Source organism: Kitasatospora sp. NPDC096077 (assembly GCF_040303245.1).
In the GTDB taxonomy this organism is placed as follows: domain Bacteria; phylum Actinomycetota; class Actinomycetes; order Streptomycetales; family Streptomycetaceae; genus Kitasatospora.
This window is the reverse complement of the sequence record NZ_JBEOSV010000035.1, coordinates 18,718-33,753: the sequence shown is the minus strand read 5'-3', so window position 1 is coordinate 33,753 and position 15,036 is coordinate 18,718. Positions and strand designations below refer to the sequence as shown.

Here is a 15,036-nt window from a genome sequence, read left to right as displayed (position 1 = left end):
CGGCGGCTTCGGGGTGGGTCAGGCCTTGCGGAGTTGGAAGGCGAGGCCGAGGGATTCGTCGGTGAAGGTCTCGGAGTTCCAGTCGGCTGCGCCGGCGGCGAAGTCGGTGGCGAGGACCTCCTCGGCGACGAGGGGGCCGTGTTCGGCGATGGCCTCGGCGGTCTCCTCGGAGGTGGCGCGCCAGCGCAGGACGATGCGGTCGGCGACGTCCAGGCCGGAGTTCTTGCGGGCCTCCTGGATCTGGCGGATGGCGTCGCGGGCGATGCCGAGGCGCTTGAGCTCGGGGGTGATGGCCAGGTCGAGGGCGACGGTGGCGCCGGACTCGTTGGCGACCGCCCAGCCCTCGCGCGGGGTCTCGGTGATGATCACCTCGTCGGGGGAGAGGGTGACCGTCTCGCCGTTCAGCTCGACCGAGGTCTCGCCGTTCGCCCGCAGTTCGGCGGCCAGGCGGGCGGCGTCGGTGGCGGCGACCGCCTTGGCGACGTCCTGCACGCCCTTGCCGAAACGCTTGCCCAGCGCGCGGAAGTTGGCCTTGGCGCTGGTGTCGACGAGCGAGCCGCCGACCTCGGCGAGGGACTCCAGGGTGGAGACGTTGAGCTCCTCGGCGATCTGCGCGCGCAGGTCGGCGGGCAGTTCCTCCCAGCCCTGGGCGGCGACCAGCGCGCGGGAGAGCGGCTGGCGGGTCTTCACCCCGGACTCGGCGCGGGTGGCCCGGCCCAGTTCGACCAGGCGGCGGACCAGGGCCATGTGCCGGGAGAGGTCGGCGTCGATCAGGGTCTCGTCCGCGACCGGCCAGGTGGCGAGGTGGACGGAGGAGGGCGCGTCCGGGGCGACCGGGACGATCAGGTCCTGCCAGACCCGCTCGGTGATGAACGGGGTGAGCGGGGCCATCAGGCGGGTGACGGTCTCCAGCGCCTCGTGCAGGGTGGCGAGCGCGGCGGCGTCGCCCTGCCAGAAGCGGCGGCGGCCGCGGCGCACGTACCAGTTGGAGAGGTCGTCGACGAAGCCGGAGAGCAGCTTGCCGGCGCGCTGGGTGTCGTAGGCCTCGAAGGCCGCGTCGACCTCGCGGACCAGGGTGTTCAGCTCGGAGAGCACCCAGCGGTCCAGCTGCGGACGGTCGGCCGGGGCCGGGTCGTTCGCGGACGGCGCCCAGTTCGAGGTGCGGGCGTACAGGGCCTGGAAGGCGACGGTGTTCCAGTAGGTGAGGAGGGTCTTGCGGACCACCTCCTGGATGGTGCCGTGGCCGACCCGGCGGGCCGACCAGGGCGAGCCGCCGGCCGCCATGAACCAGCGGACGGCGTCGGCGCCGTGCTGGTCCATCAGCGGGATCGGCTGCAGGATGTTGCCCAGGTGCTTGGACATCTTGCGGCCGTCCTCGGCCAGGATGTGGCCCAGGCAGACGACGTTCTCGTAGCTGCTCTTGTCGAACACCAGGGTGCCGACCGCCATCAGCGTGTAGAACCAGCCGCGGGTCTGGTCGATCGCCTCGGAGATGAACTGCGCCGGGTAGCGCTTCTCGAACAGCTCCTTGTTCTGGTACGGGTAGCCGTACTGGGCGAAGGGCATCGAGCCCGAGTCGTACCAGGCGTCGATGACCTCGGGCACGCGGGTGGCGGTGCCGCCGCAGTCGCGGCAGGCGAAGGTCACCTCGTCGATGTACGGGCGGTGCGGGTCGAGGTCGCCCTGGTCGGTGCCGGTGAGCTCGGACAGCTCGGCGAGCGAGCCGACGCAGGTGAGGTGGTTCTCCTCGCAGCGCCAGATCGGCAGCGGGGTGCCCCAGTAGCGGTTGCGGCTGAGCGCCCAGTCGATGTTGTTGTTCAGCCAGTCGCCGAAGCGGCCGTGCTTGACCGTGTCCGGGAACCAGTTGGTGGCCTCGTTCTCGCGGATCATCGCGTCCTTGACGGCGGTGGTCCGGATGTACCAGGACGGCTGCGCGTAGTAGAGCAGCGCGGTGTGGCAGCGCCAGCAGTGCGGGTAGCTGTGCTCGTACGGCAGGTGGCGGAAGAGCAGGCCGCGCTCCTTGAGGTCCGCGACCAGGGCCTCGTCGGCCTTCTTGAAGAACTGGCCGCCGACCAGCGGGACCTCGGGGGCGAAGGTGCCGTCGCCGAGCACCGGGTTGACCACCGGCAGGCCGTACTTGCGGCAGGTCGCGAGGTCGTCCGCGCCGAAGGCCGGGGACTGGTGGACGATGCCGGTGCCGTCCTCGGTGGTGACGTAGTCGGCGTTGAGGACGTAGTGGGCGTTCTCGATCTCGACCAGGTCGAAGGGGCGGCGGTAGGCCCAGCGCTCCATCTCGGCGCCGGTGAAGGACTCGCCGGTGGTCTCCCAGCCCTCGCCGAGGGCCTTGCCGAGCAGCGGCTCGGCGACGACCAGCTGCTCGGTGCCGTCGGTGGCCACCACGTAGGTGACCTCCGGGTGCACGGCGGCGGCGGTGTTGGAGACCAGGGTCCACGGGGTGGTGGTCCAGACCAGCAGGGCGGCCCGGCCGGCCAGCGGGCCGCTGGTCAGCGGGAAGCGGACGAACACCGAGGGGTCGACCACGGTCTCGTAGCCCTGGGCCAGCTCGTGGTCGGACAGGCCGGTGCCGCAGCGCGGGCACCAGGGGGCGACCCGGTGGTCCTGGACCAGCAGGCCCTTGTCGAAGATCTGCTTGAGCGACCACCAGACGGACTGGACGTACGACGGGTCCATCGTCCGGTAGGCCTCGTCGAGGTCGACCCAGTACCCCATGCGGGTGGTCAGCTCGGTGAAGGCGTCGGTGTGGCGGGTCACCGACTCGCGGCACTTGGCGTTGAACTCGGCGATGCCGTACGCCTCGATGTCCTGCTTGCCGGAGAAGCCGAGCTCCTTCTCGACGGCCAGCTCGACCGGGAGGCCGTGGCAGTCCCAGCCGGCCTTGCGGGCGACGTGGTAGCCCTTCATGGTCCGGAAGCGCGGGAAGACGTCCTTGAAGACGCGGGCCTCGATGTGGTGGGCGCCGGGCATGCCGTTGGCGGTCGGCGGGCCCTCGTAGAAGACCCACTCGGGGCGGCCCTCGGACTGCTCCAGGCTGCGCTGGAAGATCTTGTTGTCCTGCCAGAAGGACAGGATCTGGTGCTCCAGGGCAGGCAGATCCACCTGCGCGGGAACGGGGTTGTAGGAGCTCATCGCGGGCGTCTACCTCCGGCGGATGCTGGGACTGGATCCTCCGGAGGGACGAGACGGCCTTCGCCGACCCGCGGTACCACCCTCCTTGGCCGCGGTGCTGCGTTGCGGCCCTCTTGTTTGGGCTTGCTGCCGGGTCTAGTGGGCCGCCGCGGTTGCCCGTGGTGGCCGTTCTTCCGGCGGCTCCGGGGTGATCTTCCCGTCGTGCACACCCCCGGGCTCGCACCGTCCCCGGGTCGCTGGTGGCTGCGTACGTCGGTACTCGTCCCATCTGCGCCTTGCAGGGTCAGTGTATCGGCCGGGCCGGACGGTTTGTCCAAAGGGAATCGGGGGAGTGGGTCCTGAGGCGCTGGTCCGGGCCGGTCGGTGGGGGCGGTTAGGCGGGGGTGAGGTGGGCACATGTCTGTCAGCGCGCGGGGCGTGGCGGCTGGGGCGGCTGCCTGGGTGGGATCACTCTGGGGCGCCGGTATGTCAGGTTGTGACCGGTTTTGATCGGGATTATCGTTCCGGCACTGGAGGCCGCCGGGAACCGGCGGCTCGATTCGTTCGTAGATGGGGTCGAAGCCATGGCTGAGAAGGCAACCGGCGCGGGTACCGCCACCAAGCGGGCACGCAAGGCCGTGGCGGCCGATCCAGGGGAGGGGACCGTGACCACTACCGCACCTCAGAAGACCAGTACCGAGACCGTCGCCGTACCGCGCGGAGCCGAGTCGGTGGACCCGGCCACGCTGCCGGTCCGGCCGGGGGAGGACCCCTGGACCTCGGCGGAGGTCCACGAACTGCACGACGAGCTCCAGGACGACCTGCAGCGGCTGCGCGGCGAGATCGAGGCCGCCGAGGCCGCCATCTCCGGGCTGATGCGCGACTCCAACGACGGAGCCGGCGACGACCAGGTGGACGCCGGTACGAAGAACATCTCGCGGGAGAGCGAGCTGGCGCTCGCCAACAACGCGCGGGACAGCCTCGCCCAGACCGAGCGCGCCCTGGAGCGGCTGGAGGGTGTCGGCTTCGGCATCTGCGAGTCCTGCGGACAGGCCATCGGCAAGGCCCGGGTGCAGGCCTTCCCGCGGGCGACGCTGTGCGTGCAGTGCAAGGCGAAGCAGGAACGCCGCTGAACCGTGGCGTCGAGCCACGGTCCGACCCGGGCGACCGGGGCGAACGCGGGGGGTCGGGCTTGCCGTACGCTCGACCCCGTAACGTCGCCTGACACGTCGGTACGGACGCACTCAGGCCCCCACCGGCCCACCTCGGCAGCGGAGCGGATCATCAGTACGCAAGGTTCCCCCCAGACCCGGGACGACGCCGTCCCGAACCCCGCCGATGGCGCGGAGGCGGCCGTGGTCGAATCCACCGAGTCCGAGTCCGAGGCCGCGGGTGGGGCGGGCGGTGCCACCGCGGTGGAGAAGCCCAAGGGCCCGCGCCGGGTCGGCGTGCTGCTGGTCGTCGCGGTCCTCGCCTTCCTGATCGACCTCGCCAGCAAGCTGCTGGTCGTCGCCAAGCTGGAGAACCACGCGGCGATCAAGGTGATCGGCGACGTCGTCACCTTCCAGGTGATCCGCAACTCGGGCGCGGCCTTCGGCATGGGGCAGGCGCTGACCGTCGTCTTCACGATGATCGCCTCGGCCGTCATCGTGGTGATCTGGCGGATCGCCCGCCGGCTGTACAGCCTCCCGTGGGCGATCGCGCTCGGGCTGCTGCTCGGCGGCGCGCTCGGCAACCTCACCGACCGGCTGTTCCGCGCCCCGGGTGTGTTCCGCGGCCACGTCGTGGACTTCATCTCCGTCCAGCACTTCGCGGTGTTCAACCTCGCGGACTCCGCGATCGTCTGCGGCGGCATCCTCGTGGTGCTGCTCTCCTTCCGGGGCAGCAACCCGGACGGGACCGTGCACCAGCAGCCGGAGAAGGGCGCGAAGTAGCGGGCCCGTCCTCCGGCGGGACCAGCGGGGGGAAGGGGCGCGGCGCCTTTCCGGCATACTCGTACGGGTGAGTACCGCAGCGCAGATCCGCAGCCTCCCCGTTCCCGACGGCCTGGAGGGCGAGCGCCTCGACGCCGCCCTCGCCCGGATGTTCGGCTTCTCCCGGACGAAGGCCGCCGAGCTGGCCGCCGAGGGCAAGGTGACGCTCGACGGCGCCGTGGCCGGCAAGTCGGACCGGGTGACCGCCGGCTCCTGGCTGGAGGTCGAGATCCCGGCCCCCGCCGCCGCGGTGCAGATCGTGGCCGAACCGGTCGAGGGCATGCGGATCGTCCACGACGACGACGACATCGTGCTGATCGACAAGCCGGTGGGCGTCGCCGCGCACCCGAGCCCCGGCTGGACCGGCCCCACCGTCATCGGCGGGCTCGCCGCGGCCGGCTACCGGATCTCCACCTCGGGCGCCGCCGAACGCCAGGGCATCGTGCACCGGCTGGACGTCGGCACCTCGGGTCTGATGGTCGTCGCCAAGTCCGAGCGGGCCTACACCGACCTCAAGCGGCAGTTCCACGACCGGATCACCGACAAGCGCTACCACACGCTGGTCCAGGGCCACCCGGACCCGCTGAGCGGCACCGTCGACGCGCCGATCGGGCGCCACCCCAGCGCGGACTGGAAGTGGGCGGTGACCCGCGACGGCAAGCCGTCGGTCACCCACTACGACCTGATCGAGGCGTACCGGGCGGCCTCGCTGATGGCCATCAAGCTGGAGACCGGCCGCACCCACCAGATCCGCGTCCACATGTCCGCGCTGCGGCACCCCTGCGTGGGCGACCTGACGTACGGCGCCGACCCGACGCTGGCCAAGCGGCTCGGGCTCACCCGGCAGTGGCTGCACGCCGTCTCGCTGGGCTTCGAGCACCCGTCGGACGGGCAGTGGGTCGAATTCAGCAGCGAGTACCCGGCGGACCTGCAGAAGGCGCTGGACATCATCGCCTCGGAGAGCTGAGATGACGGGCTTCGCGATCCGGGTCGCCGAGGGTGAGGCGGACCTGGAGCTGGTGCGGGCGGTCCGGCGTGAGGTGTTCATCGTCGAGCAGAACGTGCCGGAGGAGCTGGAGTACGACGAGTACGACGCGACCTCGGTGCACGTGCTCGCCGTGGGCGCGGACGGGGCCGCGCTGGGGACCGGGCGGCTGATCTTCGGTGACCAGGCGGCCGGGCTGACCGGGGGCGTCGAGGGACGGGTGCTGCTCGGGCGGCTCGCGGTCCTGGCGGCGGCCCGGGGGACCGGGCTCGGGGCCGAGCTCGTCCGGGCGATCGAGGCGGCGGGGGCCGAGCGCGGGGCCGTCGAGGTCGAGCTGCACGCGCAGGTCCAGGCGCTCGGGTTCTACGAGCGGCTGGGGTACCTGGCGGAGGGGCCGGTGTACGACGATGCCGGGATCCCGCACCGGACGATGACGAGGGTGCTGTAGGACTTCGCACGCGGGTCCCCGCGTCCCTTGCGGGGCGCGGGGATTCTTCGTTCCGCGGGGAGTGGCGGGGGTCAGCCGTCGGTGGTGCGGAGGCGGGGGAGGGCGTGGGGGTGCTCGTCGCGGAGGTGGGCGATGAGCTGTTCGCGGACGTCGAAGCGGAGCCGGGCGGTGTCCTCGGGGGTGCGGGCGGTCATGGTGGCCCGGACGACGATGGTGCTGGGGGTGGTGTCGGTGACGTCGAGGGCCCACTCGGCGCCGTCCCAGAGCGGGTGCTTCTCCAACAGGGTGTGCAGGGTGGCGCGGAGCTCGTCGACCCGGGTGGTGTGGTCGAGGTGGAGCAGGACGGCGGCCAGCAGGCCGGGGTCGCGGCGGGTCCAGTTCTCGAAGGGCTTGTTGACGAAGTACGAGACCGGGACGATCAGCCGGCGGTAGTCCCAGAGCCGGACCACCAGGTAGGAGAGGGTGATCTCCTCGACCGTGCCCTGCTGGCCGTCCACCACCACGGTGTCGCCGATCCGGACGGTGTCGCCGAAGGCGATCTGGAGTCCGGCGAAGAAGTTGCCCAGGGCGCTCTGGGCGGCGATGCCGGCCACGATGCCGATCAGGCCGGCCGAGGCGAGCAGGCTGGCGCCGACGGTGCGCATGGCGGAGAAGGTCAGCAGCATCACCGCGACGGTGACCACCACGATCGCCGCGCTGACCACCCGGCGCAGCATGCCGACCTGGGTGCGGACCCGCTGCACCCGGGCAGGGTCGTCGGCGACCGTCTCGTAGCGGCGGAGCAGCGCCTCCAGGACGGCGGCCACCACGCGGACGGTGAGCCAGCCGAGGGAGGCGAGCAGCAACAGCAGGACCAGGTGGTGGGCACCCTCGTCCCCGGTCAGGTGGAAGATCCGCCTGAGCGGGTCGGTGGCGAGCAACAGGGCTGACACCAGGGCGAGTTGGAGCGGGATCCGGCAGCGGCGGAGCAGGGCCCAGACCGGCGCCCCGGGGTGGTCGGCGCTGATCCGCTGGAGGACCTGGTCGACGATCCAGCCGACCGCCAGGGTGGCGGCGACGGTGGCGAGCAGGGTGATCAGCGGCCAGAGCACGGGGACCTTCTCGGGGTGGGGAGCCGGGTGAGCCGTACGATACCGGCGTTCAACGGGGCGAACCGGGCGAAATGGGGTGGCGGCTTTATCGGACACCTACCCGGACGGCGGATACGATCAGCCCCCATGGAGTTCGGTGGGGCATGGCGCCGATGGCGCGGCCGCGGTACGTCGATGCGGCGCAGGCTGGTGGCCGGGGCGGTGGCCCTGGTGGCGGTCGCCGGGGCCGGTACGGCGGCGGTGGCGTCCGGCGGTGAACAGGCGGTCCATCAAGAGGATCGTTTCCTCAGCATGCCGGAGACGCCCGGCAGCACCCAGCAGGTCCAGCTGGACACCTCGTTCTTCACCACCGGCACCGCCCCGCGACCGGCCGTCCTGCTGGCGCACGGCTTCGGCGGTTCCAAGGAGGGCGAGCGGGACCGCGCCGAGCAGCTGGCCCGGCAGGGTTACGCGGTGCTGACCTGGTCGGCCCGCGGCTTCGGGCACTCGGGCGGGAAGATCGGCCTGAACGCGCCCGACCGCGAGGTCGAGGACGTCAAGCACCTGGTGGACTGGCTGGCCCAGCGGCCCGAGGTGCAGCTCGACGCGCCCGGCGACCCCCGGGTCGGGATCACCGGGGCCTCCTACGGTGGGGCGATCGCGCTGCTGGCCTCCGCGTACGACCACCGGATCGACGCGGTGGCCACCCAGATCACCTGGTGGAACCTGGCCGACGCGCTGTTCCCGCAGGGGGTGGAGGGGTCGGGCGCGGCGGACGGCGTGTTCAAGAAGCTGTGGGCCGGGATCTTCTTCACCACCGGCTCGGCCGGGGACCTCGGGCCCTCGGGCGGTGCGCCGCGCGGCGGAACCGCGCCGGACGGGGCCGGGGCAGCCGGGGCCGGGGCGGGTACGACCGGGTCGGCTGCGGCCGGGGCGGTCGGCTGCGGGCGGTTCCTGGACTCGCTCTGCCAGATGTACGACCGGGTCGCGACCGCCGGGCACGCCGATCCGGAGGCCGTCGCGCTGCTGGACCGGTCGAGCCCGTCCTCGGTGGCGGCGCAGCTCAAGGCGCCCACGCTGGTGGTGCAGGGGCAGCAGGACTCGCTGTTCCCGCTCGACCAGGGCGACCGGATCGCCCGGGCGGTGGCGGCCAACGGCGCGCCCGTCTCGGTGGACTGGTTCGCGGGCGGGCACGACGGCGGGACCGACACCAGCGCCCGGGTGGACGACCGGGTGACCGCCTGGTTCGACCACTACCTGCGGGGGCGCGGCAACGACACCGGGCCGCAGTTCCGGGTGACCCGGACCGGCGGGGTGGACTCGACCGGCTTCCAGGCCGTGCTGCGCGGCGCCGACGCCGACCGGTACCCGGGCCTGGGCGGGACCGGGACGCGCTCGATCGAGCTGACGGGCGGGGAGAAGCCCGTCGCCAATCCGCCCGGCGGGGCGCCGCCGGGGATCTCCACGCTGCCGGGGATCGGGGCGCTCAGCCAGGCCGCCTCGCTGGGGGCCGGGCTGTCGCTGGACTTCCCCGGGCAGAACGCCGCCTTCGAGTCGGCGCCGTTGGACAAGTCGCTGCACCTGACCGGGCAGCCGACCGTACCCGTGCGGGTGACGGCGGACCGGCCGGACGCGGTGCTGTTCGCGAAGCTGTACGACGTCGGGCCGGACGGCAAGGCGACGCTGCCGCAGCAGCTCGCGGCCCCGCTGCGGGTGACCGGGGCGGATGCCGACGGGGGGAGGACGGTGACCGTCCGGCTGCCCGCCGTGGACCACGACTTCCCGGCCGGGCACCGGCTGCGGCTGGTGCTGGCCTCCACCGACCTGGCGTACGCCTCGCCGGTCGAACCGGCCACCTACCGGGTGGCGGTGGCGGGTGCGCTCGGTGTGCCGACCGTCGACGAGCTGGTCACCGAGGCGGCGCCGCTGCCCGCGCGGACCTGGGTGCTGCCGGTGGTCGCCGTGGTGGTGGCCGCCGGGCTGGTGCTGGTGCCGCTGGTGCGGCGGCGGCGACGGGGTTCGGCGCTCGGCGAGCCGTCCGGGCCGGAGTTCGATCCGGCGCTGGCCGGGGTTCCGCTGCTGATCAACGGGCTGAGCAAGCGCTACAAGGGCTCCCAGGACCGTTACGCGGTAAGGGACTTGGGCTTCCGGGTGGAGCAGGGCCAGGTGCTCGGACTGCTCGGGCCGAACGGCGCCGGCAAGACCACCACGCTGCGGATGCTGATGGGTCTGATCCGGCCGGACGCCGGGGAGATCCGGGTGTTCGGGCAGCTGATCCGCCCCGGGGCGCCGGTGCTCTCGCGGGTCGGGGCCTTCGTCGAGGGCGCGGGCTTCCTGCCGCACCTCACCGGCCGGGCCAACCTGCGGCTGTACTGGCAGGCCACCGGACGGCCGGAGGCCGACGCGCACTTCGACGAGGCGCTCGCCATCGCCGGGCTCGGCGAGGCGCTCGACCGGGCGGTGCGGACGTACTCGCAGGGCATGCGGCAGCGGCTGGCGATCGCGCAGGCGATGCTCGGGATGCCGGACCTGCTGATCCTGGACGAGCCGACCAACGGGCTGGACCCGCCGCAGATCCGCGAGATGCGCGAGGTGATGATCCGGTACGCGGCCGCCGGCCGGACCGTCATCGTGTCCAGCCACCTGCTGGCCGAGGTCGAGCAGAGCTGTACCCACCTCGTGGTGATGGACCGCGGGCGGCTGGTGACGGCCGGGCCGGTCGGCGAGATCGTCGGCGCGGGTGAGCTGCTGATGGTCGGCCTGGCGGAGCCCTGCGACCCGGAGTCGGTGGTCGAGAAGGTCGCCGCGCTGGGCGGGGTCGGCTCGGCGGAGGCCGTCGAGGGCGGGCTGCTGGTCTGGCTGGACGGGCTCGCGGCGAGCGAGCTGCTGGCGGAGCTGGTGCGGCTGGGGGTGCCGGTGGAGAGCGCCGGGCCGCAGCAGCGCCTGGAGGACGCGTTCCTGTCGTTGATCGGAGGTGCGGCATGAGCGCCGGTACTACGGATCGGATCCCGCCGGCGGGCGGTGGCTCGGTGAACGGTGGCTCGGTGAACGGTGCTTCGGCGGGCGGTGGTCCGGCGGGCGGTGGTCCGGTGGACCACGCCGAGGGGTACCGGGCGAGTCGGACGCTGCCGCTGCGGGTGGAGGCGATCCGGCAGCTGCGGCGGCGGCGCACGATGGTGATCGGCGGGGTGCTGGCGGCGATGCCGTTCGTCATCCTGGCGGCGTTCCAGATCGGCGGCACCCCGGGGCGTCCGGACCGGACCACCTTCATCGATCTGGCCACCGCCTCGGGGGCCAACTTCGCCGTCACCATGCTGTTCGTGGGCACTGGCTTCATGCTGGTGATCCCGGTGGCGCTGTTCTGCGGGGACACCGTGGCCTCGGAGGCCAGTTGGTCCTCGCTGCGCTACCTGCTGGCCGCGCCGGTGCCGCGGGCGCGGCTGCTGGCCCGCAAGTTCCTGGTCGGGCTGGCCTTCTCGGCGGTGGCGGTGGTCATGCTGCCCGCGATCGGGCTGGTCGTGGGGACCGTGGCGTACGGCTGGGGGGACTTGAAGCTGCCCGCCGGGGCCAGCCTGCCGGCCGGGGAGGCGCTGCCCCGGATCGCGATCGCGGTGGCGTTCGTGTTCCTGAGTGAACTCGTCATCGCCGCACTGGCGTTCTGGCTGTCGACGGCGACGGACGCGCCGCTGGGGGCGGTCGGCGGTGCGGTGTTCCTGTCGATCATCACCGGGGTGCTGGACGCCGTCACGGCGCTGGGGAGTCTGCGGGAGTGGCTGCCGGCGCACTGGCAGTACGCCTGGGCGGACGCCCTGCAGCCGCAGTTGGAGTGGGGCGGCATGGTTCAGGGGGTCTCGTTGTCGCTGTCGTACGCGGTGGTGCTGTTGGCGCTGGCCTTCCGGGGGTTCGCGCGCAAGGACGTGGTGTCGTAGCGAAGTCGGAGGCGGCGGCGCCGGGTTGGGCCGGGCGGGAATGGGGGCCGGAGCCGGTCAGGGGAGGGTCGGGAGCGCGGGGGTCCCGGACAGGGCGGTGAAGAGCAGCCGCCACAGGGGCTCGCCGCCGGCGGTGTGGGCGTTGTTGTCGCAGGTGGGGCGGGTGTTCAGCAGTCCGCGGACCACGATCAGCAGCAGTTCGGCGACCAGGGACGGGCTGTGGTCGGGGAAGCCGTTGTGGCGCTGGGCCCGGCGGACCAGGTCGGTCAGCGCGGTGTGCATCTCGGTGAGGACGTCGGTGGTGGGCTCCGCCAGGGCGGGACGGTCGGCGGCGAGTCGGAGCGCGGCCCGCAGCCGTACGTCCGACCGCAGCCGGTCGGCGAAGCCCACCACCACGTCTTCGAGCACCTCGGCGGCGTCGGCTCCCGGGGTGTCGTACTGGGCGCGCAGGCATGTCCAGGTGGTCCGGGACTCGTCGATCAGGGCCCGGGCCAGCGAGCCCTTCGAGGGGAAGTGGCCGTAGAGCGCGCCCTTGGTCATGCCGATGCGGTCGGCGACCGTGTTCAGCGTGGTGCTCTCGTAGCCCTGGTCGGCGAAGATCTCGGCCGCGGCGGTCAGCACCTTCTCCCGTGTGCGGCGCGCCCGTTCCTGCTGTGCCATGCTCCTGCCCTCCGTTGTCGGTGACAGATCATGCATACCAGCGAGTTGGAATGTTGTTGCAAAGCTTTTGTCCGGAAGGGAGACGGGCTTGTCCGGGCGGGTGTCGGCCGGGTCGGGAAACATACCTAAAGGAAGGAATCTTGCGAACGCATGAGCGGCCCGGGGCGGTTCCGTGCGGCTCGGTGTGGCTCGGTGCGGCCCGGCCCCGGGGCCGGGCCCGACGAGGGGATTCGGGGCGGGGTGCGGGATCATGGGTGGGTATCCCTGATCTCGTTCCTCGAAGGACCCGTACCGTGGCCCAGATCGTCCTCTTCCACTCCGCCCACGGCCCGCGCCCGGCCGTCCAGGCGGCCGCCGACCGGCTGCGCGCCGCCGGGCACACCGTGCACACGCCGGACCTGTTCGAGGGGCGCACCTTCGACGACACCGAGTCCGCGCAGGCCTACCAGGAGGAGATCGGCGGCGCCGACGAGCTGCTGCGCCGTGCGGTGACCGTCTCCGCTCCGCTCTCCGAGGGCGGACTGGTGTACGCCGGGTTCGCGCTCGGCGGCGCGATCGCCCAGAACCTGGCGCTGGCGGACGAGAAGGCGCGCGGGCTGCTGCTCCTGCACGGCACCTCCGACCTGCGCGAGGACGCGGCCACCTCGATCCCGGTGCAGCTGCACATGGCCGACCCGGACCCGTACGAGCCGGAGGACTGGCTGAACGCCTGGTACCTGCGGATGCGGCGGGCGGGCGCGGAGGTCGAGGTGCACCGCTACCAGGGCGCCGGGCACCTGTTCACCGACCCGGAGCTGGACGACTACGACGCGGACGCCGCCGAGCAGGCCTGGGCGGCGGCGCTGGACTTCCTCGCGGACCTGGACGCCTGACGGAAGTCGGTGACGGGCCCCGGGGCGTACGGCAGTGCGGATGCGATCGGTCGGATGGATATCATCCGGGAATGGCTGAACTTCGCGCTCGCACAGTGGTCTTCGACATAGACGGCACGCTCTGCTTCGACGGGCGGACGATCGACGGACGCGTCCTGGCAGCGATCGGGGAGTGCGAGCGGGCCGGGTTCCGGCTGGTCTTCGCGTCCGCCCGGCCGGTGCGCGACCTGCTGCCGGTGCTGGACGGGGCGTTCCCCGGGGCGGTGCTGATCGGCGGGAACGGCAGCCTGGTGTCGGTGGACGGGCGGGTGCGGGCCCGGGCCGCGTTCGGAGCCGCCGGGTTCGGGGCGCTGATGGAGGCGGTCGGGCGGCACGGTGCGAGCTACCTCGCGGACGGGCCCTGGGACTACGCGTACACCGGGCCGGCGGACCACCCGATCCGCGGCCGGGTGGACCAGGGCGGCCTGGCGCGCCGGGTGGCGCTGGCGGAGCTGCCCGAGGTGGTCAAGTTCCTGGTCGTCGGGGGTGCGGATCCGGCGGGGTTGGCCGAGGTCGGCCGGGGGCTCGGGCTGACCGTCAACCACCACCTGGACGAGGCGATCGTCGACTTCGCGCCGGGGGCGACCAACAAGTGGGAGGCGCTGCGCTCGCTGGGGATCGAGGAGTACGTCGCCTTCGGCAACGACGTCAACGACCTCGACCTGCTGCGGAACGCGGAGTGGTCGGTGCGGGTCGGCGGGCACCCGGCGCTGGACGGCGTCGCCCGGGTGACGGTCGCGGCCGAGCCCGCGGCGGTGGCGGCGGAGATCGGCCGGGTGGCGGAGGCCGTTGCGGCGGACGTTCCGGTGGACGTTCGGGCGGACGTGCGCTGAGGCGTCAGGGGCGGGCCGGGGCCGGCGACCCGGGCCCGGTGCGGTGCGGCACGATGGGGCCGTGGCAGAGCGGAGATACGAGTACGCGCCGGCGGGGACGCTGCCGGGGCTGTTGCAGCGCGGGCGGGGGCTGGGGGCGCTGATGGCGGCGGAGGACCCCGCCGCGGCGGCCGAGCTGGTGTACGGGTGCGTCCGGTGGGAGTGGCGCTGGGACCGGGAGGCCGACGCGCGGGACCTGTACCTGGCCCGGCTGGTCCGGGACCTGGAGCTGCCGCTCGGGCCGCTGGTCGAGCTGCTGGCCGTGGGCCGGGAGGCCGCTGGCCGGGCGGCCCGGGTGCTGGAGCTGCTGGCGCTCGGCGGTTCGGTCGAGGCCCGGGAGGCGCTGCGGGAGTACGTCCGGGAGGGCGAGCACTGGGAAGAGGTGCTGGTCTCGCTGGTCGAGGCCTGGCCGGGGGAGTGGTGGGAGGACCTGGAGGAGGTCGCCCGGGAGCGGATGCCCGAGGGGCCGGAAGGGCCGGTTGCCCACGGGCCGGTGGCGGAGTCGGTGTGCGACCCGGGTGAGGAGCAGGCCGGGGACGTCCCGGGCCTGCTCGCCGGGTTGGAGCGGGACTGGGTGGACGGCCGGTGGTGCGGGCCGGTGGTCGGGGCCCGCGCGCTGGCCCGGTACGGTCCGGGGGCGGTCGGGGCGGTCTCGCTGCTGCGCCGGTTCTGGCTGTACACCCCGCACTCGTCCGAGCGGGCCGGGTACCTGGCGGCGCTGTCGGCGCTGGGGTCGGCGGGCACGGCGGAGGCCTTCACCGAGTCGCTCTGGGACTGCGAGGCGGACGCCCGGCTGCTGGGCGCGGAGCACGCCCCGGACACGCCGCGGGTGCGGGCCCGGCTGGCGTACCTGCTGGACGATCCGATCGAGCTGCCGAGGGTCAAGAACGCCGCCGAGGAGCGACTCGCCGGGCTGGGCTGGGAGGGGTTCGAGCGCGTGGGGGCGGCGTTCGAAGAGGGCTAGAGTGGACGCGTGAGCGCGTGAGTGATGGTCCGGACCCCGAGAGGTGTTCCGGGCCACCTTCGTTTCCCGGCCTTCTGCCCGGTGATCCGCGCGTTCGC

At 73.0% G+C, this 15,036-nt stretch carries 12 protein-coding genes; 9 read left to right on the top strand and 3 right to left on the bottom strand.

Features of this window, described 5'->3' with window-relative positions; all coding sequences use genetic code 11:
• Positions 1-18 precede the first annotated feature (18 nt).
• The gene (ileS, locus tag ABTZ03_RS26660) at positions 19-3,147 is read right to left on the bottom strand and encodes an isoleucine--tRNA ligase (protein ID WP_350515607.1); all 3,129 of its coding nucleotides are present in this window, start codon (positions 3,145-3,147) and stop codon (positions 19-21) included.
• A gap of 644 nt (positions 3,148-3,791) precedes the next feature.
• Here ileS and ABTZ03_RS26655 point away from each other — a divergent pair.
• From ABTZ03_RS26655 to ABTZ03_RS26640, 4 genes are all read left to right on the top strand, one after another.
• Positions 3,792-4,259, top strand: a complete 468-nt coding sequence (locus tag ABTZ03_RS26655; protein WP_350515606.1) for a TraR/DksA family transcriptional regulator — start codon at positions 3,792-3,794, stop codon at positions 4,257-4,259.
• Between the two features lie 147 nt (positions 4,260-4,406).
• The gene (gene lspA, locus ABTZ03_RS26650; protein ID WP_502894593.1) at positions 4,407-5,060 is read left to right on the top strand and encodes a signal peptidase II; all 654 of its coding nucleotides are present in this window, start codon (positions 4,407-4,409) and stop codon (positions 5,058-5,060) included.
• A 67-nt stretch (positions 5,061-5,127) separates the two neighbouring features.
• The gene (locus tag ABTZ03_RS26645; protein WP_350515605.1) at positions 5,128-6,066 is read left to right on the top strand and encodes an RluA family pseudouridine synthase; all 939 of its coding nucleotides are present in this window, start codon (positions 5,128-5,130) and stop codon (positions 6,064-6,066) included.
• A 1-nt stretch (position 6,067) separates the two neighbouring features.
• A complete protein-coding gene (locus tag ABTZ03_RS26640; protein WP_350515604.1) occupies positions 6,068-6,532 on the top strand; it encodes a GNAT family N-acetyltransferase in 465 nt (154 codons plus the stop codon).
• 71 nt (positions 6,533-6,603) lie between these two features.
• On the opposite strand, the gene ABTZ03_RS26635 is transcribed toward ABTZ03_RS26640, so the two are convergent.
• Entirely contained in the window at positions 6,604-7,623 is a 1,020-nt protein-coding gene (locus ABTZ03_RS26635) for a mechanosensitive ion channel family protein (protein WP_350515603.1), read from the bottom strand.
• A gap of 126 nt (positions 7,624-7,749) precedes the next feature.
• On the opposite strand from ABTZ03_RS26635, the gene ABTZ03_RS26630 reads away from it, so the two are divergent.
• Positions 7,750-10,587: an alpha/beta fold hydrolase gene (locus ABTZ03_RS26630; protein WP_350515602.1), complete on the top strand. Its 2,838-nt coding sequence runs from the start codon at positions 7,750-7,752 to the stop codon at positions 10,585-10,587.
• 59 nt (positions 10,588-10,646) lie between these two features.
• Positions 10,647-11,531, top strand: coding sequence for an ABC transporter permease (locus ABTZ03_RS26625; protein WP_350515601.1), 885 nt, complete (start codon positions 10,647-10,649; stop codon positions 11,529-11,531).
• A 57-nt stretch (positions 11,532-11,588) separates the two neighbouring features.
• Here ABTZ03_RS26625 and ABTZ03_RS26620 read toward each other — a convergent pair whose 3' ends face one another.
• On the bottom strand, positions 11,589-12,191 hold the full coding sequence (locus ABTZ03_RS26620; protein ID WP_350515600.1) for a TetR family transcriptional regulator: 603 nt from the start codon (positions 12,189-12,191) through the stop codon (positions 11,589-11,591).
• Positions 12,192-12,484: 293 nt separating this feature from the next.
• On the opposite strand from ABTZ03_RS26620, the gene ABTZ03_RS26615 reads away from it, so the two are divergent.
• From ABTZ03_RS26615 to ABTZ03_RS26605, 3 genes are all read left to right on the top strand, one after another.
• A complete protein-coding gene (locus ABTZ03_RS26615) occupies positions 12,485-13,063 on the top strand; it encodes a dienelactone hydrolase family protein (RefSeq protein ID WP_350515599.1) in 579 nt (192 codons plus the stop codon).
• Positions 13,064-13,134: 71 nt separating this feature from the next.
• The gene (locus ABTZ03_RS26610; RefSeq protein WP_350515598.1) at positions 13,135-13,935 is read left to right on the top strand and encodes an HAD family hydrolase; all 801 of its coding nucleotides are present in this window, start codon (positions 13,135-13,137) and stop codon (positions 13,933-13,935) included.
• A gap of 61 nt (positions 13,936-13,996) precedes the next feature.
• Positions 13,997-14,938, top strand: a complete 942-nt coding sequence (locus tag ABTZ03_RS26605) for a hypothetical protein (protein ID WP_350515597.1) — start codon at positions 13,997-13,999, stop codon at positions 14,936-14,938.
• The last annotated feature ends 98 nt before the right edge of the window (positions 14,939-15,036 follow it).

Bases quoted from the DNA above. Each gene is read 5' to 3' on its own strand.
- ileS (WP_350515607.1), bottom strand. From the start codon at position 3,147: ATGAGCTCCTACAACCCCGTTCCCGCGCAGGTGGATCTGCCTGCCCTG.
- ABTZ03_RS26640 (WP_350515604.1), top strand. From the start codon at position 6,068: ATGACGGGCTTCGCGATCCGGGTCGCCGAGGGTGAGGCGGACCTGGAG.
- ABTZ03_RS26620 (WP_350515600.1), bottom strand. From the start codon at position 12,191: ATGGCACAGCAGGAACGGGCGCGCCGCACACGGGAGAAGGTGCTGACC.
- ABTZ03_RS26610 (WP_350515598.1), top strand. From the start codon at position 13,135: ATGGCTGAACTTCGCGCTCGCACAGTGGTCTTCGACATAGACGGCACG.
- ABTZ03_RS26630 (WP_350515602.1), top strand. From the start codon at position 7,750: ATGGAGTTCGGTGGGGCATGGCGCCGATGGCGCGGCCGCGGTACGTCG.